The organism is Methylobacterium sp. WL8 (genome assembly GCF_008040045.1).
Taxonomy (GTDB): domain Bacteria; phylum Pseudomonadota; class Alphaproteobacteria; order Rhizobiales; family Beijerinckiaceae; genus Methylobacterium; species Methylobacterium cerastii.
The window spans coordinates 72,150-93,399 of the sequence record NZ_VRVF01000011.1 but is presented as its reverse complement, the minus strand read 5'-3'; the positions used below and the strand labels follow the sequence as shown (position 1 = coordinate 93,399).

At 72.7% G+C, this 21,250-nt stretch carries 26 protein-coding genes and 1 pseudogene; 9 read left to right on the top strand and 18 right to left on the bottom strand.

Translation table 11 applies throughout. The features are described 5' to 3' along the window. The 3 genes and pseudogenes from FV234_RS06725 to FV234_RS06715 all read right to left on the bottom strand — a co-directional run. A pseudogene (locus tag FV234_RS06725) lies at window positions 1–277 on the bottom strand (sugar transporter); the annotation flags it as partial. 242 nt (window positions 278–519) lie between these two features. Beyond that, window positions 520–1,992, bottom strand: coding sequence for an LTA synthase family protein (locus FV234_RS06720; RefSeq protein WP_147828476.1), 1,473 nt, complete (start codon window positions 1,990–1,992; stop codon window positions 520–522). Window positions 1,993–2,002: 10 nt separating this feature from the next. Continuing rightward, window positions 2,003–3,523, bottom strand: a complete 1,521-nt coding sequence (locus tag FV234_RS06715; protein ID WP_147828475.1) for a capsular biosynthesis protein — start codon at window positions 3,521–3,523, stop codon at window positions 2,003–2,005. Between the two features lie 356 nt (window positions 3,524–3,879). Between FV234_RS06715 and FV234_RS06710 the strand changes: the two genes are divergently transcribed. From FV234_RS06710 to FV234_RS06700, 3 genes are read left to right on the top strand one after another with little or no spacing between them, the layout of a single operon-like run. Beyond that, a complete protein-coding gene (locus FV234_RS06710) occupies window positions 3,880–5,187 on the top strand; it encodes a capsular biosynthesis protein (protein WP_147828474.1) in 1,308 nt (435 codons plus the stop codon). Window positions 5,188–5,220: 33 nt separating this feature from the next. After that, the gene (locus FV234_RS06705; protein ID WP_147828473.1) at window positions 5,221–5,988 is read left to right on the top strand and encodes an SDR family NAD(P)-dependent oxidoreductase; all 768 of its coding nucleotides are present in this window, start codon (window positions 5,221–5,223) and stop codon (window positions 5,986–5,988) included. After that, window positions 5,988–6,848, top strand: a complete 861-nt coding sequence (locus tag FV234_RS06700; RefSeq protein ID WP_147828472.1) for a formyltransferase family protein — start codon at window positions 5,988–5,990, stop codon at window positions 6,846–6,848. Before FV234_RS06705 ends, FV234_RS06700 begins: the two co-directional genes overlap by 1 nt. A gap of 4 nt (window positions 6,849–6,852) precedes the next feature. Here the strand turns inward: FV234_RS06700 and FV234_RS06695 are convergent, their stop codons facing one another. The 8 genes from FV234_RS06695 to FV234_RS06660 all read right to left on the bottom strand — a co-directional run bounded on the left by FV234_RS06695 (window position 6,853) and on the right by FV234_RS06660 (window position 12,420). Further along, complete coding sequence (locus FV234_RS06695; protein ID WP_147753737.1) at window positions 6,853–7,053, bottom strand: hypothetical protein; 201 nt, start codon at window positions 7,051–7,053, stop codon at window positions 6,853–6,855. A 130-nt stretch (window positions 7,054–7,183) separates the two neighbouring features. Next, window positions 7,184–7,780, bottom strand: a complete 597-nt coding sequence (locus tag FV234_RS06690; protein WP_147828471.1) for a glutathione S-transferase — start codon at window positions 7,778–7,780, stop codon at window positions 7,184–7,186. 29 nt (window positions 7,781–7,809) lie between these two features. Then, window positions 7,810–8,970 carry an alpha/beta hydrolase gene (locus tag FV234_RS06685; protein ID WP_147828470.1) on the bottom strand — a complete coding sequence of 387 codons (1,161 nt, stop codon included), beginning with the start codon at window positions 8,968–8,970 and terminating at the stop codon, window positions 7,810–7,812. A 130-nt stretch (window positions 8,971–9,100) separates the two neighbouring features. Further along, window positions 9,101–9,559 (bottom strand): response regulator, encoded by a 459-nt coding sequence (locus tag FV234_RS06680; RefSeq protein ID WP_147753734.1) that lies wholly within the window; start codon window positions 9,557–9,559, stop codon window positions 9,101–9,103. A 219-nt stretch (window positions 9,560–9,778) separates the two neighbouring features. Then, window positions 9,779–10,660 carry a dienelactone hydrolase family protein gene (locus FV234_RS06675; RefSeq protein ID WP_147828469.1) on the bottom strand — a complete coding sequence of 294 codons (882 nt, stop codon included), beginning with the start codon at window positions 10,658–10,660 and terminating at the stop codon, window positions 9,779–9,781. Between the two features lie 81 nt (window positions 10,661–10,741). Next, on the bottom strand, window positions 10,742–11,155 hold the full coding sequence (locus FV234_RS06670) for a hypothetical protein (RefSeq protein WP_187273602.1): 414 nt from the start codon (window positions 11,153–11,155) through the stop codon (window positions 10,742–10,744). Window positions 11,156–11,305: 150 nt separating this feature from the next. Beyond that, on the bottom strand, window positions 11,306–11,749 hold the full coding sequence (locus FV234_RS06665; protein ID WP_238272177.1) for a DUF192 domain-containing protein: 444 nt from the start codon (window positions 11,747–11,749) through the stop codon (window positions 11,306–11,308). Window positions 11,750–11,814: 65 nt separating this feature from the next. After that, on the bottom strand, window positions 11,815–12,420 hold the full coding sequence (locus tag FV234_RS06660; protein WP_147828467.1) for a cold-shock protein: 606 nt from the start codon (window positions 12,418–12,420) through the stop codon (window positions 11,815–11,817). 375 nt (window positions 12,421–12,795) lie between these two features. On the opposite strand from FV234_RS06660, the gene FV234_RS06655 reads away from it, so the two are divergent. Then, entirely contained in the window at window positions 12,796–13,812 is a 1,017-nt protein-coding gene (locus FV234_RS06655; RefSeq protein WP_147828466.1) for a heparan-alpha-glucosaminide N-acetyltransferase, read from the top strand. 22 nt (window positions 13,813–13,834) lie between these two features. Here the strand turns inward: FV234_RS06655 and efp are convergent, their stop codons facing one another. Further along, the gene (efp, locus tag FV234_RS06650; RefSeq protein ID WP_147753769.1) at window positions 13,835–14,401 is read right to left on the bottom strand and encodes an elongation factor P; all 567 of its coding nucleotides are present in this window, start codon (window positions 14,399–14,401) and stop codon (window positions 13,835–13,837) included. A 247-nt stretch (window positions 14,402–14,648) separates the two neighbouring features. On the opposite strand from efp, the gene epmA reads away from it, so the two are divergent. From epmA to FV234_RS06625, 5 genes are all read left to right on the top strand, one after another. Then, window positions 14,649–15,704: an EF-P lysine aminoacylase EpmA gene (epmA, locus tag FV234_RS06645; protein ID WP_147828480.1), complete on the top strand. Its 1,056-nt coding sequence runs from the start codon at window positions 14,649–14,651 to the stop codon at window positions 15,702–15,704. Next, on the top strand, window positions 15,701–16,756 hold the full coding sequence (locus tag FV234_RS06640; protein WP_147762224.1) for a lysine-2,3-aminomutase-like protein: 1,056 nt from the start codon (window positions 15,701–15,703) through the stop codon (window positions 16,754–16,756). The genes epmA and FV234_RS06640 overlap by 4 nt, the downstream gene beginning before the upstream one ends. A gap of 4 nt (window positions 16,757–16,760) precedes the next feature. After that, the gene (locus FV234_RS06635; protein ID WP_147762225.1) at window positions 16,761–17,381 is read left to right on the top strand and encodes a glutathione S-transferase; all 621 of its coding nucleotides are present in this window, start codon (window positions 16,761–16,763) and stop codon (window positions 17,379–17,381) included. Between the two features lie 98 nt (window positions 17,382–17,479). Then, on the top strand, window positions 17,480–18,124 hold the full coding sequence (locus FV234_RS06630) for a dimethylmenaquinone methyltransferase (RefSeq protein ID WP_147828465.1): 645 nt from the start codon (window positions 17,480–17,482) through the stop codon (window positions 18,122–18,124). Window positions 18,125–18,151: 27 nt separating this feature from the next. Further along, window positions 18,152–18,973 (top strand): YdcF family protein, encoded by an 822-nt coding sequence (locus FV234_RS06625; RefSeq protein ID WP_147828464.1) that lies wholly within the window; start codon window positions 18,152–18,154, stop codon window positions 18,971–18,973. On the opposite strand, the gene FV234_RS06620 is transcribed toward FV234_RS06625, so the two are convergent. From FV234_RS06620 to FV234_RS06600, 6 genes are all read right to left on the bottom strand, one after another. After that, the gene (locus tag FV234_RS06620; protein WP_147753783.1) at window positions 18,946–19,176 is read right to left on the bottom strand and encodes a DUF3253 domain-containing protein; all 231 of its coding nucleotides are present in this window, start codon (window positions 19,174–19,176) and stop codon (window positions 18,946–18,948) included. The genes FV234_RS06625 and FV234_RS06620 overlap by 28 nt on opposite strands. Window positions 19,177–19,223: 47 nt before the next feature. Then, complete coding sequence (locus FV234_RS06615) at window positions 19,224–19,982, bottom strand: DUF599 family protein (protein WP_147753774.1); 759 nt, start codon at window positions 19,980–19,982, stop codon at window positions 19,224–19,226. A 149-nt stretch (window positions 19,983–20,131) separates the two neighbouring features. Continuing rightward, window positions 20,132–20,413: an acylphosphatase gene (locus FV234_RS06610; protein ID WP_147753775.1), complete on the bottom strand. Its 282-nt coding sequence runs from the start codon at window positions 20,411–20,413 to the stop codon at window positions 20,132–20,134. Further along, complete coding sequence (locus tag FV234_RS06605; RefSeq protein WP_147828463.1) at window positions 20,406–20,855, bottom strand: gamma-glutamylcyclotransferase; 450 nt, start codon at window positions 20,853–20,855, stop codon at window positions 20,406–20,408. The genes FV234_RS06610 and FV234_RS06605 overlap by 8 nt, the downstream gene beginning before the upstream one ends. 37 nt (window positions 20,856–20,892) lie before the next feature. Further along, window positions 20,893–21,015 carry a hypothetical protein gene (locus tag FV234_RS26920; RefSeq protein WP_281407948.1) on the bottom strand — a complete coding sequence of 41 codons (123 nt, stop codon included), beginning with the start codon at window positions 21,013–21,015 and terminating at the stop codon, window positions 20,893–20,895. Next, on the bottom strand, window positions 21,012–21,242 hold the full coding sequence (locus FV234_RS06600) for a hypothetical protein (RefSeq protein WP_147828462.1): 231 nt from the start codon (window positions 21,240–21,242) through the stop codon (window positions 21,012–21,014). The genes FV234_RS26920 and FV234_RS06600 overlap by 4 nt, the downstream gene beginning before the upstream one ends. Window positions 21,243–21,250: the final 8 nt, after the last annotated feature.

Here is a 21,250-nt window from a genome sequence, read left to right as displayed (position 1 = left end):
CCGAGACGGCGACGTAGTCGCCGACGCCGATCACCGGCTCGATCGAGGGGCGCTTGTCGCCGAAGGAGGCGAGCAGGCTGTCGAGGGGGCGTCCGCGCAGGGCCTCGATCACGGCCGGCGTCACGTCGACGAGCTCGTAGCGCGCCAGCAGCCCCTCCGGCGTCGAGACCTCGGCCCCCGCCTCGACGGCCCGCGCCGTCGGACCCGAAGCCGGAAGAACCGAACAGCCGCCGACGAGGCAGGCGGTCAGCGCGAACAGCGCCGTGAAACGAACCATCTTCGAACTCCCGGGGCCGATCCCGCCCCGATGAGGCCGGACACAACCCGCGTATGACCCTGTCGTCTGCGTCGCGAGCCTGTGCGAACCGAGCCCTCGCCGGAGCGCGGGCGGACGGTGCGCGGACCTGGTGGCTCGACGTTGCGCGCCAAAGCCTGCCATCGCTTTAACGATCGCCGGAAGCGCGCGCCCCGGACATCGCCCGGCATTGCGTCACCACCGTGGCACGGCCACGCTTGTTCTCAGGTGTGCGGCGACGGCGCGTCCCGGCCGATTGCCGCCCGCAGGCGGCGGCCGAGGTCGTCCGCGGTGCGATCGACCCGCCGGGGGGCGCCCGCGGCTGCGGGGCCGAACCGGAACAGCGCGTAGTCCGTCGCTCTGTCGCCGAAGCCCGGCCGGCAGGTCGGGAGCGCGGGCGCGTGGTCGCCGTAGACGCAGAGCGTCGCATCGAGCCCCGTCAGCGCCGCCACGAGGTCCTCGACCATCCGCCCGGCGGCGGCGACATGGTGGAGGTACTGCGCCAGCGGGTCGTCGATGCCCGGAAGGCGGCCCGGCTTCCAGGGCCCGTGGTTTTCCATGGTGACGCCGAACAGGAACAGCGGTCCGCGCCGTGCCGCGACCTCGGCGCGCACGCGCGCCCCGAAGGCGGCGTCGCCGACATATGGGCCGACCCGGGGCGCGTCGGCGAACGCCTCCTCCATCACCAGGGTCTCGAAGCCGAACGCCTCCATCACCCGGGCGCGCTGGAAGAAGTCGCGGTGGAACGGGTGGACGAAGATGGTGGCGTAGCCGTTTCGCCGGGCGGCGCGGGCGAGGCTGTCCGGCTCGTTCCCGCCCGAGGCGAGGTAGGGATCGAACACGCCGAAGCCGAGCTCGCCCGCGGCCCGCCCGGTGAGGACCGCGTGCTCGGTCCGCATGGTGTAGGCGCCGTGCGCGGGCACCCGCAGGCGGCCGTACTCGCTCGCGCGCGCCCGGATCAGGTCCATCGCCGGCAGGTGCGGCCCGCCGAGCCGCTCGGGATCGAGGAAGGATTCGAGCTGGATCACGACCACGACGGCGTCGCCCGGCGCCCGGACGGTCGCCGACGCCGCGACGGAGGCCGGGCGGGCGCGCTCGGCCCGCCACCGCAGCGCGTAGGCGATCAGGCTAGCGGGCAGGCCGAAGCGGGCGAGGTCGCCCTCGACGTCCGGCCGCGGGAAGCGCCGGGCGAGCCGCCGGCCGAGGGGGCCGCGCCCGGCGGCGGCGATCAGCGCGGCGAGGCCGAGCGGAAGCGCGGCGACGGCGGCCACGGCGGCGCCGGCCGAGGCCGGCAGCAGACTCGGCTCGATCCGGTACCACAGCACGATTCCGGCCAGCCCGAGCAGGAGTGGCCCGGCGATCCGCGGGCTGGTGACCGGTGGCACGTAGTAGAGCTGCGGATGGCGCGGCACCTGCGGCAGCAGCGCGAAATCGGAGAACACCAACGGCTCGCCGATCACCGCGCGCTTGAGGCGGCTGACGAGGTGGAGGATCGCCACCGTCAGCACGCAGCTCGACGCGGCCAGCCACGGGCGCCACGAGAACACGAACCAGAACAGCAGGATCAACCCGTAGGCGCAAAGCCGCACCGCGAGGTCGCCGGCTTTTCGGCTCGCGCGCTCCGGCACGTCGCCGAGGCCGAACTCGATCGCCAGGCAGAGGGCGAACGCGGCAACCGTCGCGAAGAGGAAGGACATGGGGGACGCGTCAACCGTGGCCGGGCTTGTCGGGATTCGACGCACCGCCCGATGCGACGCCGCGCCGGGCGCGCAGCGCCCGCACGATCGGGTTCAGCAGGCGGTAGCGGGTCCGCATCAGGGCGCCGCCCAGCCGGCCGAGCGCCAGGGCGCTCGGGGGCGCGGCGGCGCGGGCGGCGCTGAGGCGGTCGAGCAGCTGCTCGGGGCCGCAGGGCTTCATCGCCACCGGGTCGAGGTAGCGCGGATACAGGATCAGCGCGCCGGCGACGAGCTCGTCGAGGGCGAGCGTGCGGCCGCGATCGGTGCCCGGCGCGAGGTCCTCGGTCAGGCCCCAGCCGGCATAGAACGGGCGCCCGTGGGTGGCGACGCTCAGGCCCCGGATCAGCGCCTCGAAGCCTGCGAGCGACGTCATGGTCTCGACGTGGTGCACCCGGTCGAGCAGGTCGACGATGCTCAGGCCCGAGACGATCCGGTCGGCGAGCGCCATCGCCTCGGCCTCGGGGATCGCGCCGGGGCGGAACCCGGCCTCGACGTCGGGGTGCGGCTTGTAGAGCAGGAACGCATCCGGGTTGCGCGCCCGCGCCGCCTGGAGCAGGGCGCGGTTCGAGCGCACGTTGGGCGAGCCGTAGCGGACCGAGGCGTCGTCCTCGACCTGCCCCGGCACCAGCACGATGCGCCGCCCCGCCGGCCAGTCGCCCGCCGCCACCGACAGCCCGACATTGTACTTGCTCAGCCGCCGCGCGACGATCGTCTCGCGCAACGCCTTCGCCCGCGCGACGAGGGCGTGTGGGAATTCGGCCTCGGCCAGGATCCGCGAAAGCCGGCTCTCGCGGCGCGGATCGTAGTAGATGCCGCGATCGTCCACCACGATCGAGGCGCCGGGCTGCAGGCTCGCGCCGAGGCCGACCGAGCGCAGGAAGCCGTCCTCGACCCGCGCGAGCGGAAGGCCCGCCGCCGCGCAGGCGCTCTCCAGGGCCTCCGGAGCGCGGGTCGCCCAGGCGAGCACCTGCCCGTCGTGACGCTTGGCGGCGGCCACCGCGTCGGCGGTGGTCATGGTGTGGATCGGCGCGCCCGCCGGGCCGACGGCGAAGGCGTCGAGCGCCGGCCGCTTCCAGCGCGAGATGCCGACGTAGACGGCGCGCCGCGCGTTCTCGGAAAACCGCGCCCGGAGCCAGGCGACGCGCTCGGCGCAGGCCTCGCGATCGATGGGCGCGCGGGTCCAGGGGTTGAAATGGTGGACGCCCGGCGCCTCGCGCCCGCCGACGGGCGCGCCGGCAAAAGTCAGGGTCAGGCTCGAAAACCCGGTCGCGGCCTGGTCGTAGGGGCTGAGCAGCGGCCCCGGGGCGACCACGAGCACCGGACGCCCGGCCAGCCGCAGCAGCCGCGCGGCCGCGCCGTCGCCCCAGACGACGGCGGCGCTTGCCAGGCCCGGCGCGCCGAAGCGGCTGCCGGTGGCGGCCTCGATCTCGGCGCGCAGCAGCCGGACCGTGGGTCCGACGGCGAAGAGCGAGGCAGGAAGGGTCGGGCGCATCACCACGTCGGTCGAGGGCTCCGGGCCGGCCGGCTGATGGGCATCGGATCGCGCCGGCCGCGACGCGCCCCTGCCCAGGCTCCGCGGGCTTTATCCCACTTCGGCCCCCGCAGGCGAATGCTTCCGCAAAGGGAGTGCGCGATACGCTTGGGGAGCGACACGGCCCGGACATATCGCCGCCGCGATTGACACCTAGCTCGGAGGCGGTTCGCGATCGGACCCGACGCCGTGGCCGGACGGCCACGGTCCGCCGGAATCCGGCGGGACGGCGCGGCTTCGGATTGCCGGGCCGTCTCGACCGTGCAACCCGTGATGGCGGCCCCGTCCCGTCTGCTGAAGGTACAGAGCGCTCCGGAATGCTTCAGCCTCGCCCAGATCCCACCGATGCGAGCCCGGCGACGTTCCTCTTCCTCCAGGGGCTCGCCTCGACCTTCTTCTCCGATCTCGGGAAGGCGCTCGCCGGCCGCGGGCATCGGGTGCGCCGCATCAACTTCTGCCCCGGCGACTGGCTGTTCTGGCGCGGCGACGCCGACCATTACCGCGGCACCCGCCCAGGCTGGGAAGCCTGGCTCGACACCTACGTCGCCACCCACGGCGTCACCGACATCGTCCTGTTCGGCGATTGCCGCCCCTATCACGTCGTCGCCCGCGCGGTCGCGGTCGCACGGGGCCTACGCGTCCACGTGTTCGAGGAGGGCTACATCCGCCCGAACTGGATCACCTGCGAGCTCGGCGGCGTGAACGGATACTCGACCCTGCCGAAGACCGCCGAGACGGTGCGGGCGGTGGCGCGGCGCCTGCCGCAGCCCGGCCGCGCGATGCCCTCCACCGGCGACATGGCGCTCCGCAGCATCTGGGACGTCGGCTACAACGTCGCCAACGTCTGCTTCCCCTACCTCTACCCGCGCTTCCGCAGCCACCGCCCGACGCACATCGCGATGGAATATGCGGGCTGGATCAAGAAGTTCTCCCGCCGCGGCCGCACCCGGCGCGAGGCCGCGCGCTGCAACGAGATCTACAACGCGGTCGGCTGCGACTACTTCCTGCTGCCGCTCCAGCTCGACAGCGACTACCAGATCCGCGTGCACTCCCCCTTCCTCGGGGTCGAAGGCTTCATGGACCGGGTGATCAAGTCCTTCGCAGAGGCCTCGGAGGCGCCGAGCCGCCTCCTGGTCAAGCTCCACCCCCTCGATGCCGGCCTGATCAACTGGCGCAAGTTCGCCCGCGCCTCGGCGCGCCGCCACGGCGTGAGCGAGCGCCTCGACTTCATCGACGGCGGCGACCTGCCCAGCCTGATCGCCGGCGCCCGCGGCGTGGTGATCGTCAACAGCACCGTCGGGATGCTCTCGCTCGAGATGGGCCGGCCGACCATGGCGCTCGGCACCGCGATCTACAACATGCCCGGCCTCACCCATCAGGGCGACATCGACGGCTTCTGGACCGCGCCGACCGCGCCGGACCTCGGCCTGATGGCCGATTTCCGCCGCGTCGTGCTGCACCGGACGCAGGTGAACGGCGGCTACTTCTCCAAATCCGCCATCGCGCGGGCCGTCGCCGCCACCGTGCCGCGGATGGAGGCGGCGCTCCCAGACGCCCTCGTCGCCGTCGCCCGAACGATCCGCGAGGGCGAGGCCGGGACCGGCCGCCTCGCCGAGGTGTATTGATCCGGCCGACCGGCGTGCGGTAGCACCCGGACCATGCCCCACATCCTGATCACCGGCGCATCGAGCGGCATCGGCGCGGCTTTGGCCCGTCGCTACGCCCGGCCCGGAAACCGCCTCACCCTCAACGCCCGCGATCCCGGCCGCCTCGACGCGGTGGCCGCCGAATGCCGCGCGCGCGGGGCGGAGTCGACGACCGTGCCCCTGGACCTGCGCGACCGCGAGGCGGTCCGCGCCTGGATCCGAGCGCTCGACGCGGACTGCCCGATCGACCTCGTGATCGCCAACGCGGGCGTCAACGGCGGGCACCCGACCGGCGCGGTCGAGAGCGAGGACGTCGCCTTCGAGACCCTCGACATCAACCTCGTCGGCTGCCTCAACGTCGTCCTGCCTTGCGTGACCGCCATGGCGGCGCGGGGACAGGGCCAGATCGGGCTGATCTCCTCGCTCGCTGCCTACGCGCCGCTGGCCGACGCCCCCTCCTACAGCGGCACCAAGGCGGCGCTGGTGGCGCACGGCCAGGCCTTGCGCGCCAAGCTGGCGCCGACGGGCGTGCGGGTGAACGTGGTGATGCCGGGCTACGTGAAGACGCCTATGGGCGGGCAGCTCAAGGGCTGGCGTCCGCTGGAGATGAGCCCCGACCAGGCCGCCGAGCGCATCGCCCGCGGGCTGGCGCGCAACCAGGAGATCGTCACCTTCCCGAGCGTGCTGTTCCACCTCGCCCGCGCCGGCCTCGTCGCGCCGGAATTCCTGCGCACCGCCGCCATGCGGGCCTTCCGCTTCCAGCTGCGTCCGCGCCGCTGATGCGCAAGCCCAGGATCGCGCTCTTCGCCCTCGAAGCGCTGCCGAACGCGCGCGCCGTGCGCCGGTTCGTCGCCGACCATGCCGGCGAGATCGCCTTCGTCGGCCTGTCGAACGCCGAGCGGCCCTCGACGGGAGGCCTCGTCGGCCAGGTCCGGCGCCACCTCGCCCGCTCCGGGCCGGCCTTCCTGCCGTACCTGGCGGTGAACTTCGGCCTGCCGGACCTGCTCCGGCTCGTCGCCCCGCTGACGCAGCGGATCGCCGGGACCACCGGTACGCCCGAGGCGACGCCGCTGGCGACCCTGTGCCGGCAGCGCGATATCCCGACGCTGACGGTGGACGACGTCAACGGACCCGAGGTCGCCGACCTGTTGCGGCTTCACGCGCCGGACCTGATCGTCACCTTCCACTTCGACCAGATCCTCTCGGGCGCGACGATCGCGGCCGCGCGGCTCGGCGGCCTCAACGTCCATCCCGGCCTGCTGCCGCACCATCGCGGGCCGGTGCCGACGATCCACGCGCTGGCCGAGGGGCCGGATGCCTTCGGCGTGTCGATCCACCGGCTGGCCGTGGCGATCGATGCCGGGGCGATCCTGGAACAGGCGCAGGTGGCGCTGCCTGCGGACGTGACCGCGACCCGTGCCGCGGTGCTCCTGCACGAGCACGGCCGGCTCCTGCTCGACGGGGTGCTGGACGTGGTCGCTCGCGACGGCGCTGTGCCGGAGGGCCGCACCGTGCCGGTCCTGCCCTACTGCCCGTTTCCCGATGCCGGCTTCCTCAAGGCGATGCGCCGCAAGCGGCGCTACCTCACGGATGTCGGCGACCTGCGCGAGGCCCTGAGCCTGTCGGCCCGCGGCGCCTGAGGGGCTACGGGTGGCGGCGGGTCGGCGCACGCCGGTAGGCGACGCGGGCGAGCACCAGGGCGCCGCCGACCTGCAGGAGACCGTTCTCCGCAAGCTCCGACGGCGCAATGTGCCACTGGAGCACCAGGCGCGTCAGCGCGTTCAATGCCATAAGCGCGAGGCAGAAGGCGGCGGCGGCAAGCAGCGCGGCGACGAAATCGGGCATGGCTCGGCATCCCACTCTCGGAGGATGCCGTACGCCGCAAGAACCGCGCCGGAGGGGCGTGCGGGCGTGTACTGCCGAACCTGAGTGATCCCTTCGCGGCGACGGGTCCGGCCTTCGCTCGCGCGCCGGATCAGGCCGTCGCGCGCATCGAGGCCCGCTCGCTGAAATCCGCGAGCCAGGCGGCGAGGTTCGGCCGGCCTTCGCGCCAGCCGAGGTCGGCGAAGCGCAGGTCGAGGTAGCCGAGGGCGCAGGCGAGCGCGATGGTGCCGACGTCGACGCCGCCGAGCGCGCCGACCTGCGTCTCGAACCAGTCGAGCGCGCTGGCGATCTTGGCGCCCTGCCCGTCCATCCAGGCCTGCGAGCGCTCGGACTCGGCGCGCGCCGTCAGCTCGTAGCGGATCAGCAGGGCGGCATCGAGCACCGCGTCGGCGGTCGACTGCAGGTTCAGCGCCGCCCAGCGGGCCGCGCCCGGTGCCGGAAACAGCTGCCCGCCGGCCAGCGCGTCGAGGTACTCGCAGATCACCCGGCTGTCGGCGATCGCTTCGCCGCCGTCGAGGATCAGGGTCGGGACCTGCGCCAGCGGATGCGCGGCGAGCACCTGCCCGTCCCGCGTCACCGGGTGGACGGCGCTCGGAAGCCGCTCGATGCGCTCGGCCAATCCGAGCTCGTGGGCCGTCACCATCACCTTGCGGACGAAGGGCGAGGTCGGCGAGTGGAACAGCTTCATCGAAGGTCTCGCGGAGGCAGGCGGCGCGATCAGCGCCGCGCGGCGGGTTTCACGGAGCTCGCGTTCGTGGCCGCAGGGGGCGGGCTCACGCGCGGGGTCTCGACGAACAGGCGCTTCACCGGCCAGCCGTCGGCCCATCGCTCCATGTCGCCGAAGCGCGGATTGGTCTTCAGGCCGGTGAAGTCCTGGCCTGCGAAGGCGGCGGTGGCGGCGAGGTCGAAGGTCTTCCAGAACGCGAGATAGTCGAGGGTGTCGGCCCGCGCGTTGTTGATCTGCGCCACGAGCGTCTGCTGCTCGCCAGAGAGCGACATGTCCGCCGACCACTTGAACGGCGGCGGCTTGGTGTCCTTCGGGTCGGCCGGCAGCTTGATCGCGGTGCCGTCGAAGGCGGCGTCGAGCCCGGCGGGCGCCGCGAGCGTCGCGGTGAGCGCGGGGAAGCCGTGGTCGTCGGAGAGCGCGCGCATGAACAGCTTGCGCTCGATCGGCACCGCGCTCGCCTCGCGCAGGAGCCGGCGGGCCGCGAGGTCGGCCGCGCGGGCGTCGCGGTCGCCGATCATGGTGACGAGCAGCGTCTGGGGCGCGATCCTGGTGAGGTCGCCGAGCACGACGCCGCGCGATTTCGGCCCGCTGGCGATGCCGCCCGGCATCACGCCGAACACCAGCTTCGGCGCGGGCAGGCCCTGGTCCTTCGCATCCGCCGCGATGTCCATGGCGAGCGGGACTCCGGCGAGATGGCCGATGAGCGCGACCTTCGTTAGGTCGGGCTTGGCGTCCGCGTCCGCGGAGAGCGCGTCGAGCGCGACCTTGAGGGCGCCCTCGGCGTTCGCGACCGCGTCGGCCGGGCGGGTTCGGTTCACCTCCTGGAAGCGCGGGAACAGGACGACCCAGCCGTTACGGGCGAGGTGGTCGATCCAGGCGCCGTAGCTCTGCGGGTTGGTGGCGCCCCAGCCATGTAGGAACACAACGACCGGCCGGCCCTCGGCTGGGGCCGCGCCCACCGCATGGAAGACGAAGGTCGAGGCGCCGGTCCGGCCGACGGCGCGCTTGACGATCGTGAGCTTGCGGTCGCCGACGCCGCCCGGGCCGTCGTTCGGCTGCGCCGGCGGCGCGGCCGCGGCGGCGGGCGAGGCCGCGACGAGGAGGGCGAATAGGCCCGCGGCCAACGGACCGCGACGGGCTTTCAGGAACATGGACGGCTCGATCGCTTCGAGGATTGCGGCGGTCCGCTCGCGGGACTGCATAGCAGATTCGGCGCAGGCGACGAGGCGCCGACGTTCACACGGCGGCCCGTCCACCGGGCGGGGCTGCCCATTGCGGGGCTCAGGGTTCGGGCGAATGTGGGATCAGCGTCCCGCCGGGGCCGATCACCGAGGGGCCCGAGCCCGACCCGGCGGGCCGCCCCGCCGCCTGCTCGACCCAGGCCAGGATGTCCTCGGCCCGCCACGGTTTCGGGATGAAGGTCGCCGAGACCCGCAGGTCGCTCGGCTGGTCGCCGGCGTCGCCCGAAGTGAGGAGCACCCGCACCCGCGGCCAAGTGACGCCGATGATCCGAGCCAACTCAAAACCGCCGATCGGCCCGGGCGTGCGCACGTCCGAGAACACGACGCTGACCTCGTCGCCGCGATCGTTCAGGATGGCGAGCGCCCCCTCGGCGGTCTCCGCCTCGATCACGGTGAAGCCGGTCTCCTCCAGGAGGGTGGCGGCGAGGAAGCGCTCGTCCGGCTGATCCTCCACGACGAGGATCACGGGCTTCCGTCCAGGCGAAGTCACGTCGGTCATGGCCGGACACTCTAGGCGGGCCGGATGGTCGGCCCCTCGGATCGGTCGGTCATCGCCATCGTCGATGCGCACGGCAGGCCGATCCGTGCGTGCACGGGCCGCCACGGCGCATCCTGGCATAAACCGGTCCGGCCCACCGTGTCGGATAGGGCACACAGCCGTGAAGGACGGGCCGGAGACCTCCGTGAGCGCTGGTCGCGGCGCCCCGACCCGGCGGCTTCAGCCGACGCCGTTCGCCTTCAGGAACGCGAGGGCGCGACGCCAGCCGTCCTCCGCGGCGTCCTTGCGGTAGCTCGGCCGGTAGTCGGCGTGGAAGCCGTGCGGGGCGTCCGGGTAGACGACGAGTTCCACGCGCTTGCCGGCGGCGTTCGCTGCGTCGCGCGCGGCTTCGGCCGAGGCGACCGGGATGCCGGTGTCGCCGCCCCCGTAGAGGCCGAGCAGCGGCGCGTTCAACGCGGCGGCGACCGAGCCGGCGCTGCGCGGCTGGATGTCGGTGGGGTCGCCGCCGAGCGGGCCGTACCAGGCCACGGCCGCCCTCAGATCGCGGCGGTGGGCGTCGTAGAGCCAGGCGGCGCGGCCGCCGCGGCACCAGCCCATCACCCCGAGGCGGGCCCCGTCGCCCTTGGCGGCGGAGGTCGCCCAGGCGACCGTGGCGTCGAGGTCGCCGATCCACTGAGCGTCCGGCGTCTTCGAGATCACGTCGCGGATGATGAGCTTGGGATCGGTCATCTGCGACAGGTCGCCCTGGCGGGCATAGAGTTCCGGCGCCACGGCGCAGTAGCCGGCCTTGGCCAGGCGCCGGCAGATGTCCTTGATGTATTCGTGGACGCCGAAGATCTCCTCGACCACAAGAACCAGGGGGAACGGCCCCGGCCCCTCGGGCACGGCGCGGTAACCGGGCATCGGCCCGTCGGCCGCCGGTATCTGCACCTCGCCCGCCTCGATCCCGGCGGCGTCGGTGTGGACGACCTGCGCCTCCACCGGCGTCACCGCGAGCGTGAAACCGCTGATCAGGCTCGTCATCACGAAGCCCCGGCGCGACAGGGGCGGGACGATCAACCCGTCGAGACCCGCGTTGCCGTCTACGTCGCCGTCCGTCATGCCGTGCTCCTCGAACCCTCAAACGAGCGCATCATGTCGCCGGCCTCGGGTCAACCGTGGGGCGCCGTCAGGACGGGACGCTCAGGCGCCGGCGGACATCCGCGCCGAACGCCGCGCCGGCACCGGCACCGGCCGCGGCGCGGGCTGCGGTCGCAGCAGGTCGGCGAGTGCGACGAACCCGTCCGTCTCTTGAGCCTGCCCGGCGCGGAAGCCGAAGCCGAGGGCGAAGGCCTGGCCGAGGCCGGCGTCGCGGGCGATGCCGAACCGGTCGAGCGCGGTCAGGAACGCCTCGCGGAACAGGCTCGGCCGGCACCAGCTCTTCTCGGCCATCTGCAGCGGCCAGTCCCAAAGGCCCTCGGCGCGCCGGGCGCCGAGCACGTCGCGGCCGATGAAGTAGCCGGTCGTGCGGTGCTCGAGGCCTTCGCCCGACAGCGTCCAGTCGGCGTTACGGAACAGGACGGCCTTGGCGCACGGGGCGATAGCTGCGTCGATCATCGGGATCCTCGCCACCTTCGCGGGAGAGGCGCGACGATCGCGCGCCCGTTCCGCGTGGAACATACGAAGAACACTGATCCGCAACGGAACGGGCGTCAAGCGCGATGTTCTCGATGCGTTCATATTTTCGGAGCGCGTCGGCGCTCTGGCTCAGCGGCCGTGGAACAGAGGGTGCTCGACGCGGTCGCCGGCCTTGATCCCGAGACGGGCGGCGGTCCCGGCGTTGAGCTCCAGCACCGACAGCACCGGCTCGGGCGAGGCGACGATGGCGGTGGAGAGCGGTTCGGTGTCGGCCGCGACCCGGGCGATGGTGCCGTCGGCGCGGATGAACACCATATCGAGCGGCAGGTAGGTGTTCTTCATCCACATCGCGACCGGCTCGGACCGCTCGAAATCGAACAGCATGCCGTGGTTCGGCGCCATGGTGCGGCGGAACATCAAGCCGCGGGTGCGCCCGGCGTCGTCGCGCATCACCTCGACGTCGAAGCGGTGGGTGCCGTCCTTCGAACGGATGCTGAGCGGCTCGGTCTGAGCCTTGGCCTGCTGCGCGCCTTGAGCTGAGGCCGGAGCCATGGCCGGTAGGAGCGCGGGCATGCCGAGAAGCCCGAGGGCGAGGCCGCCGGCGAGGAGGTTTCGAACGCGAGACAAGCGGAGCACCATCAATGCGAGGACGGGACGGCTCCGTCGGGCAGCCGGACCTCGGCGGCCATCACGCCCTTGGAGCCGTCGCCGTATCGCACGAGCACCGTCTCGCCGGGCTTCAATTCGGCGATACCGTAGCGCCGCAGGGTCTCCATGTGGACGAAGATGTCAGGCGTGCCGTCGCCCCGCGTCAGGAATCCGAAGCCGCGCAGGCGGTTGAACCACTTCACCACGGCGGTCTCGAGCCCGCTCGTCGGCGTCACGCTGACATGGGTCCGCGGCATCGGCAGCTCGGACGGGTGGGTCGCCGAGGACTGGTCGAGCGACAGCACGCGGAAGGCCTGCCAGCCGCGGGCGCGCTCGGTCGCCTCGACCACGATGCGGGCGCCCTCGCTCGCGTTCTGGTGCCCGTCGCGGCGCAGGCAGGTGACGTGGAGCAGCACGTCCGGCATGCCGTCGTCCGGGACGATGAAGCCGAACCCCTTGGCGACGTCGAACCACTTGATCCGGCCCGAGACCTCGACGAGGTCGAGGGGCTCGTCGACCTCGCCCTGCGGCGAGGTGCCGATGCCCACCCCGTCCGTCCGTACGCTCGCCGGCCCTGATCCGAACCCGTCAGACATGTCGATAAGCAACCTACACCGAATCGCGACGTGCGTTTCGGCCTCAGGATTAACGAAGTCTTGAGGCGGCGAAAGCCTCTTTGCCCGGCAGCCCTGCTGCGTCCGGTTGCAGCGGCCGGGGAATCGGCGCGATTTTCCAAGGTTTTGCGGCGGTCCGGCGCGTCGGCGTTCGGCCCAAGTCCGTGTCGGGACTCACGCTTTTGCGCCGGCCTGCCGATGGCGAAGGCCCTCGGTGAAGACAACCGAGCGCGGTCACATTCTCGTGATTGTTGCTGCGTTGCGGCAGGGCTGGGATGAGTGGCCGAGGCCTGGTCCCGCGCAGGAATTTCGACGCCGGCCATGGCCGCGCCCGGCGAATGATGCTTAGGGCCCGGCATGCGATCCGATCCCCCGCTTGCCCCCGTCCCGGCCTCTTCACCGGACGCGCCGACATCCGCGCCCGGCCGCATCCCCGCGATCGACGCGGCGCGCGCGGCCGCGCTCGCAGCGATGGCCGCCTACCACCTGACCTGGGACCTCGGCTACCTCCGCCTCACGCCTGAGAACGCAGCGCTGTCGCCCGCCGGGCGGATCGCGGCGCACGTCATCGCCGGCTCGTTCCTGGTGCTGGTCGGGGTCGGCCTCGTGCTGATGAACGGGCGCGGCGTGCGGTTGCGGCCGACCCTGCTGCGGCTGCTGCGGGTCGGCGGGGCCGCGATCCTGATCACGGTCGCGACATACTTCGCCTTTCCCGACAGCTTCATCTTCTTCGGCATCCTGCACTGCATCGCGGCGTCGAGCGTGCTGGCGCTGCCGTTCCTGTTCGTGCCGGCGATCGTGACGGCCCTGGCCGGCGCCCTGGTCGTGGCGCTGCCACACCTCGCGGCGCACCCGGCCCTCGACGCGCCCGCGCTGTTCTTCCTCGGCCTCGGCCGGCTGACGCCGCAGACCAACGACTACGTGCCGCTGTTCCCCTGGTTCGGGATCGTGCTGTTCGGCGTGGCCCTCGGGCGGATCGCCCTGCCCCGGTTCGCGCGCTCGCGGCCCGGGCTCTGGCGGCCGCGCAGCCGGGGCGCGCGGGCGGCGGCCTTCGCCGGGCGCCACAGCCTGACGATCTATCTCCTACACCAGCCGCTGCTTCTGGGTGCGCTGACCGGCCTCGTCGCGGTGACCGGGCCGCATCCCCGTGCCGGTTTGGCGAAGTTCCGGGCGGACTACGTCGAGACCTGCACCCGCACCGGCGGCGAGCCGGCTTCGTGCCGGATCGCGGCCCGCTGCACCGGCGACGCCCTGCGTAAGGAAGGCCTGTGGTCGGTGGAGGGCCGCGGCTTCACCGCGCCCGAGCGGGTGCGGGCGCAGGGCCTCTCGCAACGCTGCTACGAGGCCTCCGAGGGCACGGCGCCGGCGCCGTAGATCGCTCGAAGGCCGAGGTCTGTCAGTCCTTGGCGCGCTCGACGTAGGCGCCGTCGGCGGTCATCACCACGATGCGGGTGCCGGTGGCGATGTGAGGCGGCACGGTGGTGCGGACGCCGTTCGAGAGGGTGGCCGGCTTGTAGGAGGAGGAGGCGGTCTGCCCCTTCATCGCCGGCTCGGTCTCGGCCACTTCGAGGACCACGCGCTGCGGCAGCTCGATCGTCAGCGCCACGTTGTTGTATTGCGAGACCATCACGGCCATACCCTCCTGCAGGTAGGGGGCGGCGTCGCCGACCACGTCGGGCGGAACCTGGATCTGCTCGTAGCTCTCGGGGTTCATGAAGTGGAACCCTTCGCCGTCGCTGTAGAGGAAGGTGTGCTCCTTGTCCTCGACGAAGGCGCGCTCGACCTGCTCGGTGGTGCGGTAGCGCTCGGACACCTTCACGCCGTCGGTGATGCGGCGCATGTCGAGCTGCGTCACCGGGGTGCCCTTGCCGGGATGGATGTTCTCCGCGAACAGGATCACGTAGAGCTTGCCGTCCTTCTCGACGACGTTGCCCTTGCGGAGGGTAGAAGCGATCACCTTCACGGGGTCAGGTCCTGCGTTGACAAGGCGGGGTTCGCGCGCCTAGCGCGGTGCCCCGCGGGAGAGGCATATCCCTCGAGAGCGATATCGGGCTCCGGCACTATCCTATCCGCGGCCCGGTTGCCAGCCGCGCCAGTATCGGTCCGCCGGGAGCGCGCGTGTTCGAAGCCGGAAACGTCCGATCCGCCGATCCAAGGTCCGCTCGGTGCAGGGCCTCTCTGTGCAGGGCCTCTCTGTGCAGGGCTGCCCGGTGACGAACGCCCCCTCCCCCTGGTGGGCGCCGCACCGGCACGCCGACCGGCGCCCGCTGCTGCTGCTGCGCAACCGCATCGCCCATGCGTTCCGCGGCCACTTCGCGGCGCGCGACTTCGTCGAGGTCGAAGCCGCCTGCCTCCAGGTCTCGCCCGGCAACGAGGCGCACCTCTCCGCCTTCGCCACCGAGGCGATCGGCGGCGACGGCTTGCGTGCGCCGCTCTACCTCCACACCTCGCCAGAATTCGCCTGCAAGAAGCTGCTGGCGGCCGGTGAATCGCGGCTGTTCAGCCTCGGCCACGTCTTCCGCAACCGCGAGCGCGGGCCGCTGCACCATCCCGAGTTCACGATGCTCGAATGGTATCGGGCGGCCGAGCCCTACGCCGTGCTGATGGCCGACTGCGCCGACCTCCTGCGGCTCGCGGCCGAGACCGCCGGGACGGCGCGGCTGCGCCATCGCGACCGGACCTGCGATCCCTTCGCCGAGCCCGAGCGGCTGACGCTGGCCGAGGCCTTCGACCGGCATGCGGGGATCGACCTTCTCGCGACGGTGTCCCCTGACGACGCGACCGATCGCGAAGGGCTCGCGGCGGCCGTCGCGCGGGCGGGCCTTCGCGTCGCGGACGACGACACCTGGGCCGACCTGTTCAGCCGCGTGCTCGTGGCGCGGATCGAGCCGCATCTTGGCCAAGGGCGCCCGACCATCCTGTGCGAGTACCCGGTCAGCGAGGCGGCGTTGGCGCGGCCGAGCGCTGACGACCCGCGGGTGTCGGAGCGTTTCGAGCTCTATGCCTGCGGCGTCGAGCTCGCCAACGCCTTCGGCGAGCTGACCGACGCCGCCGAGCAGGGCCGGCGCTTTTCCGCCGAGATGGCGGAGAAAGAGCGCGTCTACGGCGAGACCTACCCGATCGACGCCGACTTCCTCGCGGCGGTGGCCGTCATGCCGGAGGCGTCCGGCTGCGCGCTCGGCTTCGACCGCCTGGTGATGCTGGCCGCCGGCGCGCCGCATATCGAGGACGTGATCTGGACGCCCGTGGCGGGCGGGACGCGATGAACCGCCCGCTTCGCAGCCCGGACGACCTCGCCGCGGCGGGGCTGGTCTCCCCGGCCGAGCTGCCGGCCCTGCGGGCGGTGGCCGCGCGCTACGCCGTGTCGATCACGCCGGACATGGCCGAGCTGATCGACCCGTCCGATCCGCACGACCCGATCGCCCGCCAGTTCGTGCCCCGCGCCGAAGAGGTCGTGACGGCGCCCGAGGAGCGGGCCGACCCGATCGGCGACGCGGTCCACGAGAAGCTGCCCGGCCTCGTCCACCGCTACCCGGACCGGGTGCTTCTGAAGCCGCTCCACGTCTGCCCGGTCTATTGCCGCTTCTGCTTCCGCCGCGAGGTGGTCGGGCCGGAGGGCGCGGGCACGCTGAGCGAGGCCGAGCTGGACGCGGCGCTGGCCTACATCGCAGCCGACCCGGCGATCTGGGAGGTCGTGCTCACCGGCGGAGACCCGTTCGCGCTCTCGCCGCGGCGCCTCGCCGACATCGCGCGGCGCCTAGGCGCCATCCCGCACGTCAAGGTCCTGCGCGTTCACACGCGGGTGCCGGTGGTGAGCCCCGCCCTGGTGACGGACACCCTCGTCGCGGCGCTGAAAGGATTCGGCCGGGCGGTGTTCGTGGCCCTGCACGCCAACCACGCCCGCGAGTTCGGCGCCGAGGCGCAGGCCGCCTGCGCGCGGCTGGTCGACGCCGGCATCCCGATGGTGAGCCAGACGGTGCTGCTGGCCGGCATCAACGACGACGCCACGGTGCTGGAGGCGCTGATGCGGGCCTTCGTCGAGAACCGGATCAAGCCGTACTACCTGCACCATGGCGACCTCGCGCCCGGCACCGCCCACCTGCGCACCGGCCTCGACGCCGGGCAGGCGCTGATGCGCACGCTCCGCGGCCGGCTCTCGGGGCTGGCCCAGCCGACCTACGTCCTCGACATCCCCGGAGGCCACGGCAAGGTGCCGGTCGGCCCGGGCTACGTCGCGGCGGATCGCGGCGGCACCCGGGTCACCGATCCGAACGGCGGCGTGCACGCCTACCCCCCGAAGATGAGCGAGCGGGACTAAGCCGATGCGCAGGCTCTGGGGGCGGGCGAACTCCGTCAACGTGCAGAAGGCCCTGTGGGGCCTCGACGAATCCGGCCTGGCTTACGAGCGGGTCGAGGCCGGCGGTGCGCACGGCGTGGTCGCGGACCCCGCCTACCGGGCGATGAACCCGAACGGCCTGGTGCCGGTGCTGCAGGAGGACGGTTTCGCGCTCTGGGAGTCGAACGCGATCCTGCGCTACCTCGCCGACGGGGCGGAGGGCGCGTTGCGCCTGCCCGACGACCGGCGCGAGCGGGCGCAGGTCCAGCAATGGCTCGACTGGCAGGCGACGAGCTTCACCCCGGCGATGCGCGACGCCTTCTGGCAGCTCTACCGTGCGACGCCGGAGACCCGCGACCACGCGCTGATCGCCGATTCGCTAGAACGGTCGGAGGCGCTCGCCGCGATCCTCGACCGGCATCTGGCCGGCCGCGCCTTCGTCGTCGGCGCGCGCTTCTCGATCGCCGACATCGCGCTGGGCTGCGCCGCCCACCGCTGGCTCGCCCTGCCGGCCGAGCGCGTCGAGCGGCCGGAGATCCGGCGCTGGTACGATGCGCTCGCGCAGCGCCCCGCCGCCGCCCGGATCTTCGCTGCGCCGATCAGCTGACGTTCGAACCTCCTCGCCGACCCGCCTTGCCCGCGCACCCGCGCGACCCAGTTTGAGCCACGCGGGCGCCATGCGGCCCGCCCGGAGATTGCACCTCGATGGCCCTCGATCCGACCCTGCGCGACGCCCTCTCCGCGGTCACCGTGGCGAGCCTCGCCCGCGCCCTGGCGCGCCGCGGCGTGCCGGCCTGCTCGCTCTCCGGCCTCGCCGGCTCCGGCCGCGCCGTCGGGCCGGCCGTGACGCTGCGGATGATCCCGTCGCGGGGCGCGGTCTCGCACTCGCTCGCGCAAGCCGTCGAAGCGGTGCCCGAGGGCGCCGTCGTGGTGGTCGACACCGGCCGTTCCGGGCTCGCCCTCCCCTTCGGCGCGATCCTGGCCGCGCGGCTCGCCGCCCGCGGCGCCGCCGGCCTCGTCACCGACGGCGCGCTTGCGGCCGAAAGCGGGCTTGCGGTCTGGGACGCGGCGACGGCGCCGGCCGAGGGCGCGCTGCAGCTCGCGGGCTCGGGCGAGCCGGTCTCCTGCGCCGGCGCCGCGGTGCATCCCGGCGACGTCGTCGTCGGCGGGCCGGACGGCGTGGTGGTGATCCCGGCCGACATCGCCGAGGCGGTGGCCCTGGAGGCCGTCGAGCAGCAGCGCCTCGACCTCTGGCTCACCCGCGAGGCGGAGAAGGGCGCGAGCCTCGCCACCCTGCTGCCGCCGGACGCCGCGACCCTGGCCCGCTACGAGGCCGAGACGAAGTCCTGAGGGCCGACGCCCGCCGGACCCGCGCCGATGTTCTTTCCGCTCTCGAAGGTGATCTTCTTCCTGATCACCCCCTCGAACCTGTTTTGCCTCGTCGGGCTCGCCGGCGTCGCGCTGACGCTTGCGACCGCGCGGCGGCGCCTCGGCGGCACCTTGAGCGCGTTCGGCCTCTTCGGCCTGCTCGCGGGCGGACTCTCGCCGCTCTCGGCCTGGGCGGTGCTGCCGCTGGAACAGCGCTTCCCGGCCTTCGCCGACGACCGGCCGCCCGATGGGATCATCGTGCTCGGCGGCGGGATCGAGGCCGGCCTGTCTTCGGGGCGCAACCAGGTCGTCGTCAACGATGCCGGCGAGCGGCCGGTCTACATGGCCGACCTCGCGCGGCGCTATCCGCAGGCGCGGCTGATGTTCTCCGGCGGCAGCGGCAGCCTCGTCGACGGGGCGATCGCCGAGGCCGACATCGTCAGCCGAGACGCCGACACCCTCGGCCTGCCGCGCACCCGGCTGATCCTGGAGAACCGGTCGCGCAACACCCGTGAGAACGCGCTGTTCTCCGCCGCCATGGCCCAGCCGAAGCCGGGCGAGCGCTGGCTGCTGGTCACCTCCGCCTTCCACATGCCGCGGGCGATCGGGTGCTTCCGCGCGGCGGGCTTCGACGTCGTCGCCTTCCCCGTGGACTACCGTACCCGCGGCCCGCGCGACGCGTTGCGCTTCGGCAGCTTCGCCTCGGAGGGGCTGCTGGTGCTCGACCTCGCGGTGAAGGAATGGATCGGCCTCGCGGTCTACCGGCTGGCCGGCTACACCGACGCGCTGCTGCCTGGGCCGGATCAGGCTTCGGGCAGCGACAGCCGGTAGATGCCGCGGAAGTCGTCCGGGTCGGCGGGCTTGCCCTTGCGCAGGATCGCGAGGCGGCCGGCCTTGGTCAGGCGCACGGCGATGCGCCGCACCGGCTGCATCAGCGGGCTCCACTGGTCCGGGTTCGGACCGGCCAGCGCGCGGGCGACCTCGGACGGGCAGATCGTCTTGCCGGGACCGCGCTCGGCGACGAGGCGCAGCATCGTCTCCTCGATCGCGGCTTCGCTGCGGGTTCCGGTGCGGTCGTCGCTCACGGCGGGGATCCTTGGCGTTTCGGGTCGTCGTCGGCGAGCAGGATCGTGCGGATCTCGGAGACGAACTGGCGCCGCCACATCACGAGCACGACCCCCGTCGTGGAGGCGACGAGGAAGTAGGGGCTGACGAACCAGCCGAGATAGGCCAGCGCAAAGAAGAACGCACGCTGCCCGCGGGCGAAGTGGCTGCCGGCCGCGGTGTTCATCGCCGCCACCCGGCGCGCGGCGCGCAGCATCTCCGCCTCGCCCGCGCCCGAGCCCTTGGGCGGCACCGTGCCGAGCAGGATCGCGCTGTAGTTGAACAGCCGGTAGGCCCAGGCGAACTTGAAGAAAGCATACACGAACACGACGGCGAGGCCCGCGACCTTGATCTCCCAGGTCGTGCGCGTGGCGATCGTGCCGAAGGGCAGCGTGCCGAACAGGTTGAGCACGTCGTCGCCGGAGCGCGACAGGGTCAGGACGCCGCCGAGCGCGATCAGCGAGGTCGAGGCGAAGAAGGCGGTGCCGTTCTGCAGCGAGGCGTTGATCGTGGTGTCGACCACGCGGTTGTCCCGGACGATGAGCTGGCGCGCCCACTCCTCGCGCTGCGCGTTCATGATCTGGCTCAGCGACACCATCCGGCCGCGCAGGCGCCCGACGGAGAGGCCGTACCCGACCCAGGCCAGCACGAAGTAGATCAGCGCGCCGAGGTCGATCGGCGAGAAGGCGGCAGGCAGGTAGGCCGAGAGCAGCGAGGCGGAAGGCAGGTCGGTCATCGTCCCGGGGAGCGTCGGCTCGAGCTTCGCCGACGGCCAGGCAGGCGCGCCTGCCGCAGGGCCAAGCGATGGCTACCCTGGACCGGCCCGCGCTGTCGAGGCGCGCGAGAGCGGGCCGTCCATGCGCGCTCGGTCCATCCGCGGACGTCTCAGCGTCGGATGGCGAACCCGGCGACATCGGGCTCCGGCTCCGCCGCCTGCGTTTCGACCCGCTCGACATGCGCACCCGGCGGCCCCGCCCGGCAGGCCTGCACCATCGCGTCGACTGCGGCCGCCGCCCCGGTGAAGGTGGCCTCGACCGCGCCGTCCGCGCGGTTGCGCACGTGCCCCGACAGGCCGCGCGCCTCGGCCTCGCGCTGGGTCCAGGCGCGATAGCCGACGCCTTGCACCCGGCCGACGATCACGACGGCGACGCTTCTGCTCTCATCCATGGCCGGACAACCCGGTCGGACGCCCGCGGCGCCAGCCGCGCAGCTCGCGCAGGTAGGCTGGCGGCAGCTGCGCCGCCTCGCCCGCCGCAAGCACCGCTTCGAGGTAGCCCGGCTTCGGCACGCCGTAGGCGGTGGAACGGCCGAGATAGATCAAGACGCGCTTGACCCCGCCCGGGGTCGCGACAGGCTGCGCCGCCTTGACGTAGAGGCCGCCGGCGACGCCCTCGTAGCGGTCGAGCGCCGGCACGTCGGCGAGCGCCAGCTCCCACAGCACGCCCCAGACCGTGTGGCGCCCGTCGCGCACCACCGAGGCGTAGCCCTCGCGCATGACGATGAAGCGGTGGCGGTGCAGCCGGCCCTGCCCGATCAGCCGCGAGGCCGGGCAGCGGGCGGCCATGGCGGCGGCGTCCATGTTCGCGCCGTAGGCGAAGTAGAGGGGCATTCCTATTCCGGCCCCCGACCGGAAAATGGACGACTGGCTACTTGCCGGATTTCTGGTCGTCGCGGCGGATAGCCCATTCGTTGGCACGCATCGCGAGGTAGGCCACCATCAGCATGGTGGCCGGAATCACGAAAATCACGAAAATCTCGCCGGAGTTCATGGTTTGAGGCTCCGTAGAACGCGTCTTGCGATCCAATGTATGCCGAAACCGGTGCAAAGCCAGACGGCCGCGAAGAACACGGTGACGCCGGTCGGTTTCGGAGCATTCGCGATACCGAAGCTGACAGCCGTCACCGGCGTGACGACGCCGATGATGATGAACGCCGCGGCGATGGTGTTGAGCCCGGTGGCGAGCAGTTTGGTCTGCTCGTTGTGGATCAGGCTCATTCCGCGCC

Excerpts from the sequence above, each read along its gene's own strand:
- FV234_RS06640 (WP_147762224.1), top strand. The coding sequence starts at position 15,701 with ATGAACCGCCCGCTTCGCAGCCCGGACGACCTCGCCGCGGCGGGGCTG.
- FV234_RS06705 (WP_147828473.1), top strand. The coding sequence starts at position 5,221 with ATGCCCCACATCCTGATCACCGGCGCATCGAGCGGCATCGGCGCGGCT.
- FV234_RS06630 (WP_147828465.1), top strand. The coding sequence starts at position 17,480 with ATGGCCCTCGATCCGACCCTGCGCGACGCCCTCTCCGCGGTCACCGTG.
- FV234_RS06615 (WP_147753774.1), bottom strand. The coding sequence starts at position 19,982 with ATGACCGACCTGCCTTCCGCCTCGCTGCTCTCGGCCTACCTGCCTGCC.
- FV234_RS06680 (WP_147753734.1), bottom strand. The coding sequence starts at position 9,559 with ATGACCGACGTGACTTCGCCTGGACGGAAGCCCGTGATCCTCGTCGTG.
- FV234_RS06665 (WP_238272177.1), bottom strand. The coding sequence starts at position 11,749 with ATGCCCGCGCTCCTACCGGCCATGGCTCCGGCCTCAGCTCAAGGCGCG.
- FV234_RS06605 (WP_147828463.1), bottom strand. The coding sequence starts at position 20,855 with ATGCCCCTCTACTTCGCCTACGGCGCGAACATGGACGCCGCCGCCATG.
- FV234_RS06600 (WP_147828462.1), bottom strand. The coding sequence starts at position 21,242 with ATGAGCCTGATCCACAACGAGCAGACCAAACTGCTCGCCACCGGGCTC.
- FV234_RS06710 (WP_147828474.1), top strand. The coding sequence starts at position 3,880 with ATGCTTCAGCCTCGCCCAGATCCCACCGATGCGAGCCCGGCGACGTTC.
- FV234_RS06625 (WP_147828464.1), top strand. The coding sequence starts at position 18,152 with ATGTTCTTTCCGCTCTCGAAGGTGATCTTCTTCCTGATCACCCCCTCG.
- FV234_RS06685 (WP_147828470.1), bottom strand. The coding sequence starts at position 8,970 with ATGTTCCTGAAAGCCCGTCGCGGTCCGTTGGCCGCGGGCCTATTCGCC.
- FV234_RS06655 (WP_147828466.1), top strand. The coding sequence starts at position 12,796 with ATGCGATCCGATCCCCCGCTTGCCCCCGTCCCGGCCTCTTCACCGGAC.
- FV234_RS06610 (WP_147753775.1), bottom strand. The coding sequence starts at position 20,413 with ATGGATGAGAGCAGAAGCGTCGCCGTCGTGATCGTCGGCCGGGTGCAA.
- FV234_RS06620 (WP_147753783.1), bottom strand. The coding sequence starts at position 19,176 with ATGCTGCGCCTCGTCGCCGAGCGCGGTCCCGGCAAGACGATCTGCCCG.
- FV234_RS06635 (WP_147762225.1), top strand. The coding sequence starts at position 16,761 with ATGCGCAGGCTCTGGGGGCGGGCGAACTCCGTCAACGTGCAGAAGGCC.
- FV234_RS06700 (WP_147828472.1), top strand. The coding sequence starts at position 5,988 with ATGCGCAAGCCCAGGATCGCGCTCTTCGCCCTCGAAGCGCTGCCGAAC.
- FV234_RS26920 (WP_281407948.1), bottom strand. The coding sequence starts at position 21,015 with ATGAACTCCGGCGAGATTTTCGTGATTTTCGTGATTCCGGCCACCATG.
- FV234_RS06695 (WP_147753737.1), bottom strand. The coding sequence starts at position 7,053 with ATGCCCGATTTCGTCGCCGCGCTGCTTGCCGCCGCCGCCTTCTGCCTC.
- FV234_RS06715 (WP_147828475.1), bottom strand. The coding sequence starts at position 3,523 with ATGCGCCCGACCCTTCCTGCCTCGCTCTTCGCCGTCGGACCCACGGTC.
- FV234_RS06660 (WP_147828467.1), bottom strand. The coding sequence starts at position 12,420 with ATGTCTGACGGGTTCGGATCAGGGCCGGCGAGCGTACGGACGGACGGG.
- FV234_RS06675 (WP_147828469.1), bottom strand. The coding sequence starts at position 10,660 with ATGACGGACGGCGACGTAGACGGCAACGCGGGTCTCGACGGGTTGATC.
- FV234_RS06720 (WP_147828476.1), bottom strand. The coding sequence starts at position 1,992 with ATGTCCTTCCTCTTCGCGACGGTTGCCGCGTTCGCCCTCTGCCTGGCG.
- FV234_RS06670 (WP_187273602.1), bottom strand. The coding sequence starts at position 11,155 with ATGATCGACGCAGCTATCGCCCCGTGCGCCAAGGCCGTCCTGTTCCGT.
- FV234_RS06690 (WP_147828471.1), bottom strand. The coding sequence starts at position 7,780 with ATGAAGCTGTTCCACTCGCCGACCTCGCCCTTCGTCCGCAAGGTGATG.